We start from the raw sequence: 9,942 nt of genomic DNA on the forward strand, positions 1-9,942 counted from the left end.
CACACTCGCTTCCGCAGCTCAACCTCATGGGCTCTAAACATTAAATCCGCCGTTGCGCTTCAACCTTGAAACCGCCGTGACTTTCTTTGCAGCAGCAAAGAAAGTTACCCCTGCCCCGGGGAGGGGCGACGCTAATAGACCGACACGAATTCAGGATTTCACGAAAACCTAGTCAATAAGAAAATTCAAACCAAAAGACTAGGCCCAAAAACCCAGGCTCTTCGGGCAATAGCCATTGCCAACTCCCTCCGATAATGCGCTCATCGCAACAAGCGCCCAGCTTCCGCGCAAGAGGCGCAAAAGCCAAAGAACCCTCAATTTCCCCGGCAAAACGCCGATATACATAGCAGCCAAGCGCCAGCGCTCCTTCACCAGGATTCACGCATGTCCAATAACATTTTCAGCATTGGTCTCTCCGGTCTGAATGCCGCCCAGTGGGGCCTGACGACGACCGGGCAGAACATCAGCAACGCCGCGACGCCCGGCTACACGCTCGAAAAGGTCCAGTATCAGGAGTCCTCCGGTCAATTCACCGGCTCCGGATATCTCGGCAATGGCGTGCAGGCCGTCACCGTCACGCGTCAGTACAGCCAGTATCTGACGACGCAGGTGAACAACACGCAAGCGTCCAGCAGCGCCGCGAGCACGTATTACACGATGATCTCGCAGCTCAACAACCTGGTCGGCGATCCGACCAAGGGCATCGCGCAGGGCATCACCAATTACTTCTCGGGTCTGCAGTCCGTCGCGAATTCGGCCAGCAGCACCGCCGCGCGCCAGTCGCTGATGAGCAGCGCGCAAACTCTCGTCGACCAGATCAATTCGGCCGGCGAGCAATACGACCAGTTGCGCCAGAGCGTCAACACGCAACTGAACAGCGCCGTCTCGCAAATCAACAGCTACTCGCAACAGATCGCCGATCTCAACAAGCAGATCAACATCGCCAGCGCGAGCGGCCAGCAACCGAACCAGTTGCTCGACCAGCGCGATCAGCTCGTCACGAACCTGAGCTCGATGATCGGCGTGCAAGTCGTGCCGCAAGGCAATAGCTACAACGTGTTCATCGGAAACGGGCAGCCGCTCGTCGTCGGCAATACGCAATACGGTCTGCAGACGGTGAATTCACCGTCCGATCCGAGTGAGCTCACCATCGCGTTCCAGAGCCGCGATGGCTCGACGCAGACGCCGCAGAACACGCAGTACATCGACAACTCCGCACTTACCGGCGGCGTGGTCGGCGGTCTCATCAGCTTCCGCACGCAGACGCTCGATCCCGCACAGGCGCAACTCGGCGCCATCACGACCAGCTTCGCCAATCAGCTCAACGACCAGAACTCGCTCGGCCTCGATCTGAACGGCGTGAAGGGCGGCGATCTGTTCGCGTCCAGCGACGTGAACATCATCAGCAACGCGCGCAATCAGGGCACCGGCACGGTGAGCGCGTCGATCGTCGATGGCACGCAGCCGCCGACCAACGACTTCACCGTCACCTTCGACGGGTCGAAATTCAACGTCACCGATCCGGCGACCGGCAACTCGCTCGGCACCATCGATCCGGGCACGGACCAGACCATCAACGGCCTGAAGATCACGGCGCCCGCCGCGACCGACGTCAAGCAGGGCGACTCCTTCACGATTCAGCCGACGCGCGCCGCGCTCGACAACTTCAAGCTCACGACGAGCAACGGCGCCGCCGTCGCGGCGGCATCGCCTGCAGTGACGTCGGCGGCGAGCGCCAACACCGGCACGGCGTCGATTTCGTCTGCGACGGTGGCGGCGGGCTACACGATGAGCGCGGACATCAAGCTGACGTACAACGCTTCGTTGCCCGGCTTCACGTCCGATACGCCCGTCACGGTCGGCACGACCAGCTACGGGATCGGCGACACGATTCCCTACGATGCCTCGAAGGGCCTCACGGTCACGGCGAATGGCATTTCGGCCACGATCAGCGGCACGCCGAAGGACAGCGACGCGTTCACCATCGCACAGAACAAGGGCGGCACGAGCGACGGCAGCAACGCGCTCGCGATGGCCAATCTGGTTTCGTCGAAGTCGCTCAACGGCGGCAACGACACGCTGACGAGCTCCTATGCGGGCTACATCAACACGATCGGCAACCAGACCAATCAGCTCAAGGCGACGAGCTCGGCGCAGACCGCGCTGCTCACGCAGGCGACCACGGCGCAGCAGTCGGTTCAGGGCGTGAACCTGAACGAGGAAGCGGCCAACCTGATTCAGTATCAGCAGCTCTATCAAGCGAACAGCAAGGTGATTCAGACCGCCGCGACGCTGTTCCAGTCGCTGCTCGGCATGTTCAACTGAGGCTAAAACGCGATGCGTATCTCCAGTTCGCAGTACTTCAACATGAACGTCGCTTCGATGAGCGACCAGCAAAGCACGCTCGCTTCGATGTATCAGCAGATTTCGTCGGGCAAGCGCATTCTCACCGCATCCGACGATCCGCTCGGCGCGGCGCAGGCCGTGCAGCTCACCTTGAAGAGCGGCGCGCTCGCGCAATACAGCACGAATCAGACGACGGCGCTTTCGTCGTTGCAGCAGGAAGATTCGACGCTCGGCACCGTGAGCAGCGTGATGCAGAGCATCCAGACGCAGATCGTGCACGCCGGCGACGGCTCGCTCACGGACGCGGACCGCACGTCGGTCGCGAAGACGATTCAGGGTCTGCGCGATCAGCTCTTCAGTCTCGCGAACACGACGGACAGCAACGGCAACTACATCTTCTCGGGTCTGAAGGGCGGCACGGCGCCATACACGAACGATCCCTCGGGTGTCGGCGTGAACTACGAGGGCGATTACGGCCAGCGCACGGTGCAGATCAGCGAAGGGCGTTCGATCCCGGTGGGCGACACGGGTGTATCGATCTTCGGCAGCGTGCAACCGACGGAAAGCGATCCGGTATCGAGCGCGGGCCCGAAGAACAGCGGGACGGCCACGATCAGCGCGGTGAGCACGACCGACACCAGCAACGCCGGGAATGCGAGCAAATACACGATCACGTTCTCGATTTCGCAGACGGACGGCTCGACGAGCTATTCGGTCGCATCAGACCCGCCGGACAACACGCTGCCGACGAACGTCGCTTACACGGGCAAGACGGACATCACGCTGGGCGGCCAGAAGGTGACGATCGACGGCACGCCGGGCGACAACGACACCTTCACGGTGCAGCCGGCGGCGACCGACAACAACGACGTCTTCGCGACGCTCGACAACCTCGTGAGCGCGCTGAAGCAGACGACGGGCACGCCGTCCGCGCAGGCGGCGCTGACCAACGCGCTGACGACGGCGGGCACGAAGGTGAACAACTCGTACAACAACGTGCTGGCGGCGCAGACGGTGGTAGGCGGACGCGAGCAGCAAGTGCAGTCCACACAAACAGCGATGCAGACGAGCCAGACGCAGACGGCGAGCGATATCGCGAATCTGACGAGCATCGATCTGGTTTCCTCGATCAGTCAGTATCAATTGACCCAGAACTCGCTGCAGGCGGCGCAGATGGCGTTTTCGCAGATTCAGAAGATGTCGTTGTTCGATTACATCGGGAGTTGATTCGCCGCAGTCGAGAGCCTCGCCGATTTGCGCGGCGCTGACGTGAGCGCGAAATGAGACATTTCGCGTATCACCTTCGCTCGCGTTCGGACATGATGCTGCCGCGCGGCATCGAATAATCGGCTACTTTCGACGCTTACCGCTGTCGCGCAGTCACCGCCCGTCGGCGGCGCTCTCGAATATTTTGCGGTCCCGCTGGCCCGCGATCCAAGGAGGCTGCGTGGTAACATCCGATCGAGCTGCCGGCGTGCGCGGCAGCAACTTCCAGGATTCCGGGCATCGCAACGACATGAGCAACCATGAGCGCTTTAACGTCGTCTACGACGGTCCTGCACTCGCGGAACATCGAATGGACGTGCGCGATCTCGCGCCGGCGCTCGTGGCCATCGCTGATCTTTTCACGGCAGCGAATAAGGAACTGAACGGCGATTCAGCCGATGTTCGGGTCGAAGTCAAGGGCAGTTTCAAAGCCGGCTCTTTCGAACTCGATCTCGTATTCCTGCAGCAACTGCTAACTCAGATTCGGGACATCTTCGCCGGGTCCAGTGCTTCGGCAATTTCCAACGCATATACGATCCTTACTGTCGTCGGGCTTATCGGAAGCGGTGGCGTCATCGGGTTGGCCCGCAAGCTGCGGGGCCGTCGGCCGCACCGGATCGAACAGGTCGGTGAGATGGCGCATGTGTGGATCACGGAAACAGAGTCGATCGAGGTCGAAGTCAACGTCGTGCGCCTATGGCGAAATTCGGTCGTACGCTCCAGTCTGAGCAAGACCCTGTCGCCTCTCGAGCGAGAGGGCATATCGAACTTCGGTATCGTGCGCGGCGAGCAAGTGGAACTCATCATTGAAGACGACGAGCTTGCGTCGTTCGCCACGTTCGACAACGACAGTGGCGAAGTCGTCTCCGACTTCATTGCGAGGAAAGTCCTCCTCGTGGAATCGGTCGTTTTCAAGGACGGAAACAAATGGCGCGTTCACGACGGCCAGTATCCGTTCTTCGCCGCATTGGACGATGAGGAGTTTCTGGCGAAAGTGAATAACGGCGAGCGCTTCGGAAAGGGCGACGTCCTTGTCGTCGATCTTCGCCAAATTCAGTCCATCGAAATCGGCGCGCTAAAGAACGAGTACCGAATTATCAAAGTGCATGAGCACAGGGCGCCTCTGCAGCAGACACTTCTGTAGCCATCAAAGCGCTCCCGCAACCCTCCCCACCTGCGCGATCCCCACATCGAAGATCCGCTGAAAAAACGGCATGAGATTCGGCACCATGAGCTGCAAGAGCAACAACCCGACGAGCATCGTCACCGGAAACCCGACCTGAAAGATGCCGATCTGCGGCGCCGCGCGATTGAGAATGCCGAGCGCGAGATTGGCGATAAGAAGCGCCGCCACGATCGGCAGCGACAGCAGCAAACCAGTGGAAAACACGCTCGCGCCATAACCGACCAGCACGCGCCACCCTTGCGCATGAGAAGCCGCGGCCACCACATTGGCCTCGATCGGCACGCTCTGAAAAGTCGTCACGAGCGCACTCATCAACTGCAGATGACCGTCGAACACGAGAAACGCAAGCATCGCCAGCGTGTTCAGATAGCGCGATACGACCACCGCATTGCCACCCGCGCGCGGATCGTAGAGCATCGCAAAACCGAGCCCCATCTGCTGACCGATGAACTCGCCGGCGGCATCGACTGCTGCGAACGCAATCTGCATGGTCATCCCGATGGCCGCGCCGATCAAAAACTGATTCACGATGATCCACACGCCCGCCGCCGAAAAAACGGTCACCTGCGGCATGGCGCCGAGCGTCGGCGCGACGATCAGCGAGATGAACGCGGCCAGCGCGATCTTCACGCGCATGGGGATCGCCATGTGGCTCAGCACGGGCGCGGTCGCGATCAGCGCGAGGATGCGCACGAATGGCCACAGAAACGCGGTGAGCCAGCCGTTCAGTTGCGCGTAGGTGACGGAAAACATCGAAGCAGACTCAGCCAGTGATCGCGGGCGTGATCGTGAAAACATGACGCATGTAGTCGAGCAGCGTCGAGAGCATCCACGGTCCCGCAATAACCAGCGTCACCGCGACGGCGAGTAGCTTCGGGATGAACGACAAGGTCGACTCGTTGATCTGCGTGGCTGCCTGGAACAGGCTCACCACCAGACCCACGACGAGCGCGACTAGCAACAACGGCGCAGCCAGCAACAGGGCGACGTACATCGCCTGATGGGCCATCGTCATGACGGATTCCGGCGTCATCTTTCAATCCTCAGGAAACGAAGCTCTGCGCCAGCGAGCCGATCAGCAACTGCCAGCCATCGACCAGCACGAACAGCATCAGCTTGAACGGCAATGCGATGGTCGTGGGCGACACCATCATCATGCCCATCGACATCAGCACGCTCGCCACCACCATGTCGATGATGAGAAACGGAATGAAGATCGTGAAGCCGATCTGGAAACCCGTCTTCAATTCGCTCGTGATGAACGAGGGCACCAGCAGCGACAGCGGCACGTCCTCGGGACCGTTCATCGGCGGGGCGTGCGAGATGCGCGCGAAGAGCGCGAGATCCGCCTCGCGAGTCTGCTTCAGCATGAACTGCTTGAACGGCGCGACGCCGCGCGTCATGGCCTGATCCATCGCGATCTGGCCTTCGGAGAAGGGCTTGTAGGCGTCGTTGTAAGCCTTGTCGAGCACCGGCGACATCACGAAGAACGAGAGAAACAGCGCGAGCCCGACGAGCACCTGATTCGGCGGCGTGCTCGACGTGCCGAGCGCCTGACGCAACAGCGACAGCACGATGATGATGCGCGTGAAGCTCGTCATCATCAGGACCATCGCGGGGAGGAACGAGAGCATCGTCAGCAGCAGCATTGTCTGCACGCTGAGCGAATACGTCGTGCCGCCGTTCGGGCCGGGGCTGGTGTTGAAGGCGGGCAGACCCGCCGTGCTTTGAGCGAACGCGAGATACGGCATCAAACCGATCGCCACGGGCAGCGCGATCCTGAGACCGCGCGCGATATTACGACTGACCTGCATCACTTGCTCCCGCCGACGATGCTCGCGAGAGCATCGAGAATGCGCTGACCTTGAAGGACGACGAACGTGATAACCATGAGAACCTGCCTCTTTCGACAGGATGAATTCTCAGCTATCGCGACACGCGACGATGGCGCGAACAGAGGGGAAAACCCGGGCTAACTCGTTCTATTGGTAAGCGGCCGCGGTAAACGAACATCGGGCGTGGCCCTTTCGAACCACGCCCGATGCATCGGCAAAATTGACTTATTTATTCGAAGCGACGAACTTCTGCAGCCGCTTGTTCGCTTCGCCCGCGAGGGCGTCGCGAAATCTCGCACCGAACGTTCCGGCCGATGCAGGCGCAGCCGGAACGCCCACGCCGTCCACTTCCGTCGATCCGGCGGGCATCGTGTGCAGGAGGCGCACATTGCCGGGACCGGCGCCGAGCACGAGCCAGGTATCGCCCACTTCGACCACCGCGACGCGCTCCTTGTTGCCGAGCGATGCGCCGCCAACGACCTTCACGAGGCCGCTGCGCTTGCCGCCCTGCAAGCCGAACTTGCGCGCGAGCCACGCGCAGCCGAACACGAAGCCGATCACGACGACGAGCCCGAGCAGCGTTTGCAGCACCGCGCCGAAGCCGAGCGACGGCACCGCGGTGCCCGCGCCCACGCTCGATGCGATCTGCGCGGCATGGTTCACGGCGTTCATGTCGGCGGCGCGCGCGAAGAGCGGCGCGGCAGACGACAGGGCGACAGCGAGGCGTTTCATCGATTCAGCTTCCGGATGCGTTCGGACGGCGTGATGATGTCGGTCAGGCGAATGCCGAACTTGTCGTTGACGACGACCACTTCGCCCTGCGCGATGAGACAGCCGTTCACGAGAACGTCCATCGGTTCGCCGGCGAGGCCGTCGAGTTCCACGACCGAGCCCTGCGCCAGTTGCAGCAGATTGCGGATCGCGATCTTCGTGCGCCCGAGCTCCACCGTCATCTGCACGGGGATGTCGAGAATCATGTCGATATCGTTGCGCGTCGAGGGCGGGGCGGCCTTCGAAAGCGGCTGGAACACGCCCGCGGCTGCGGCGACGGGCGGTTCGTTGTCGTTCTGCTCGGCGAGCGCGCTCGCCCAGTCGTCCATGATGGCGTCGTCGCTGCTGGCTGCCGGGCTGGGCAACGTGCCTTCCTGCAAAATCTCATTCATATCCACCTTCCTTCGTCGTGTCGGTCGCGCTGATCATCTTTTGCACGCGCAACGCGTATTGACCGTTGAAAATTCCGTAGCCGCATTCCATGACCGGCACGCCATCCACTTTCGCGACGACCTGCTCCGGAATATCGATCGGCAGCACGTCGCCTGCGCGCATGTTGAGAAGCTGTTCGAACGACGAGCGAATCTCGGCGAGATCCACCGTCACTTCAACTTCGGCCGACTGCACCTGCTGGGACAGCACGCGCACCCAGCGGCGGTCCACTTCGAGCGCTTCGCCCTGAATGGGCGAGGAGAGCACGTCGCGGATCGGCTCGATCATCGAGTACGGCATGCAGATGTGCAGCGTGCCGCCCGTCGAGCCGAATTCGATCGTGAACTGGGTCACGATGACGATTTCGTTCGGCGTCGCCACGTTGGCGAACTGCGTGTGCATTTCCGAGCGCATGAATTCGAACTGGAGCGGCTTCACGCTGCGCCATGAGGTCGAATAGTGCTCGAACACGAGGTTCAGCAGCTTGGCGATGATGCGTTGCTCGGTCTGCGTGAACTCGCGGCCTTCGACGCGCGTATGGAAGCGCCCGTCGCCGCCGAACAGGTTGTCGACCACGAAGAACACGAGGTTCGGGTCGAACACGAACAGCGAGGTGCCGCGCAACGGCTTGACGTGGACCAGATTGAGGTTGGTCGGGATCGGCAGATTGCGCGTGAATTCGCTGTACTTCTGCACCTTCACCGGGCCGACGGAGATTTCCGCCGAGCGCCGCATGAAGTTGAAGATGCCCACGCGCATGAGGCGCGCGAAGCGGTCGTTGATGATTTCGAGGCCGGGCATCCGGCCGCGGACGATGCGTTCCTGCGTCGCGATGTTGTACGGACGTACACCGACTGGCTTTTTCTCGTCAGCTTCCTGATCGATTTCGCCGGTGACGCCCTTGAGGAGGGCATCGACCTCCTCCTGCGACATGAACTCTTCGTGGCCCATGACTCTTTACTCGCTGATGCGGCGTTACTGCACGACGAATTCGGTGAACAGCACTTCCTCGACGCGCACTGGTTTTTCGGCGGTGCTCGCCGCGGTTTCGACGCCGGCGCGCAGTTCGTTGGCCAGCTGCTTCTTGCCGTCGACGGTCGCGAGATCGTCGGGGCGCTTGCCCGAGAGCAGCAGCAGCACGCGGCTGCGGACTTCGGGCATGTGCTCGGTGACGAGCAACTGGACCTTTTCGTCTCGCAGTTTGAGCGTGAGCCCGGCGCGGAGATAGTGCATGACACCGTCGTCGGACTGGAGGTTGACTGTGAGGGATTCGAGCGGGAAGAACACGGGCGGCGGTTCCGGAGCGGGCTTGGCCGGGCCGTGATTCTTGCCGAGGAAGAAGTAAGCGCCTCCGGCTCCCGCGCCGAGAAGCACGACCGCGCCGACGGCTGCGATCAGGATCTTTTTGAGCTTGCCGCTCTTTGCGGGAACGATGGGTTGCTGGTTTGCGGTCGTGGTAGCCATGAATGCGTGCCTCTTTCGATAGGGTGAATTGTTGGCTATCGCCGTGTAAAGCGATGGGTCGAACAGAGGGGGGAATTGGGGTTATTTGAGTGCTTTGGGTTTGGGGTTTGGAGCGGCGTGGTGTTTGGCTTCGGCTCCTATGAAATCCTGAATTCGTGTCGGTCTATTAGCGTCGCCCCTCCCCGGGGCAGGGGTAACTTTCTTTGCTGCTGCAAAGAAAGTCACCAAAGAAAGCAGCTTTTTGGACCCGGAGTGCTCCACGCGGGCTCGTCGACACCGTTCGGATTGGCCCAGCCTCTAAGTGTCTCCCTCGAAGGTCTGACGCAAAGTGGATCGCGCACGGTCTGACGAGCTAGAACGTCAAAGTGGCTGGTTCAGCACGAAAGAGCACCGGCACAGCGCTACGCGCTGCCGCTGGGTCTGCAAGGGAAACCGTCGGTGAGCAAATGCCGCGCGATGGCGGCGTGAGTAAGAAGCGCGCGCGGACCCGATGGACCCGTCGGCGGCGCGAAGCGCGGTGCCGGAGCTTGCAGGCGCTGCACCAGTCAGTTAAACGGCGCGATGTGGCAGTGGGTCCGCGATCCAAGCCCGGTGGGGCCTATGAGGGCGACACTTAGGCGAGGGCCACGGGGAAAGAATAAG

Annotated in this window: 10 protein-coding genes; 3 read left to right on the forward strand and 7 right to left on the reverse strand. The window is 61.4% G+C overall.

Features of this window, described 5'->3' with window-relative positions:
- Positions 1-384: 384 nt before the first annotated feature.
- From flgK to AWB79_RS37575, 3 genes are all read left to right on the forward strand, one after another.
- On the forward strand, positions 385-2,325 hold the full coding sequence (gene flgK, locus AWB79_RS37565) for a flagellar hook-associated protein FlgK (RefSeq protein ID WP_061172535.1): 1,941 nt from the start codon (positions 385-387) through the stop codon (positions 2,323-2,325).
- A gap of 12 nt (positions 2,326-2,337) precedes the next feature.
- A complete protein-coding gene (gene flgL, locus AWB79_RS37570; RefSeq protein ID WP_061172536.1) occupies positions 2,338-3,573 on the forward strand; it encodes a flagellar hook-associated protein FlgL in 1,236 nt (411 codons plus the stop codon).
- Positions 3,574-3,793: 220 nt separating this feature from the next.
- Positions 3,794-4,756, forward strand: coding sequence for an LAPAL motif-containing putative phage structural protein (locus AWB79_RS37575; protein WP_232471147.1), 963 nt, complete (start codon positions 3,794-3,796; stop codon positions 4,754-4,756).
- A 3-nt stretch (positions 4,757-4,759) separates the two neighbouring features.
- On the opposite strand, the gene fliR is transcribed toward AWB79_RS37575, so the two are convergent.
- The 7 genes from fliR to fliL all read right to left on the reverse strand — a co-directional run bounded on the left by fliR (position 4,760) and on the right by fliL (position 9,300).
- Positions 4,760-5,551, reverse strand: coding sequence for a flagellar biosynthetic protein FliR (gene fliR / locus AWB79_RS37580; protein ID WP_061172537.1), 792 nt, complete (start codon positions 5,549-5,551; stop codon positions 4,760-4,762).
- A gap of 10 nt (positions 5,552-5,561) precedes the next feature.
- The gene (gene fliQ, locus AWB79_RS37585) at positions 5,562-5,831 is read right to left on the reverse strand and encodes a flagellar biosynthesis protein FliQ (RefSeq protein ID WP_061138750.1); all 270 of its coding nucleotides are present in this window, start codon (positions 5,829-5,831) and stop codon (positions 5,562-5,564) included.
- 10 nt (positions 5,832-5,841) lie between these two features.
- The gene (gene fliP / locus AWB79_RS37590; RefSeq protein ID WP_061172538.1) at positions 5,842-6,612 is read right to left on the reverse strand and encodes a flagellar type III secretion system pore protein FliP; all 771 of its coding nucleotides are present in this window, start codon (positions 6,610-6,612) and stop codon (positions 5,842-5,844) included.
- 246 nt (positions 6,613-6,858) lie between these two features.
- On the reverse strand, positions 6,859-7,365 hold the full coding sequence (fliO, locus tag AWB79_RS37595; RefSeq protein ID WP_061172539.1) for a flagellar biosynthetic protein FliO: 507 nt from the start codon (positions 7,363-7,365) through the stop codon (positions 6,859-6,861).
- The gene (gene fliN, locus AWB79_RS37600) at positions 7,362-7,796 is read right to left on the reverse strand and encodes a flagellar motor switch protein FliN (RefSeq protein ID WP_061172540.1); all 435 of its coding nucleotides are present in this window, start codon (positions 7,794-7,796) and stop codon (positions 7,362-7,364) included. Before fliN ends, fliO begins: the two co-directional genes overlap by 4 nt.
- Complete coding sequence (fliM, locus tag AWB79_RS37605; protein WP_061172541.1) at positions 7,789-8,787, reverse strand: flagellar motor switch protein FliM; 999 nt, start codon at positions 8,785-8,787, stop codon at positions 7,789-7,791. Before fliM ends, fliN begins: the two co-directional genes overlap by 8 nt.
- Positions 8,788-8,811: 24 nt before the next feature.
- Positions 8,812-9,300, reverse strand: coding sequence for a flagellar basal body-associated protein FliL (gene fliL / locus AWB79_RS37610; protein WP_061172542.1), 489 nt, complete (start codon positions 9,298-9,300; stop codon positions 8,812-8,814).
- Between the last annotated feature and the right edge of the window lie 642 nt (positions 9,301-9,942).

The organism is Caballeronia hypogeia, assembly GCF_001544875.2.
Lineage (GTDB): Bacteria > Pseudomonadota > Gammaproteobacteria > Burkholderiales > Burkholderiaceae > Caballeronia > Caballeronia hypogeia.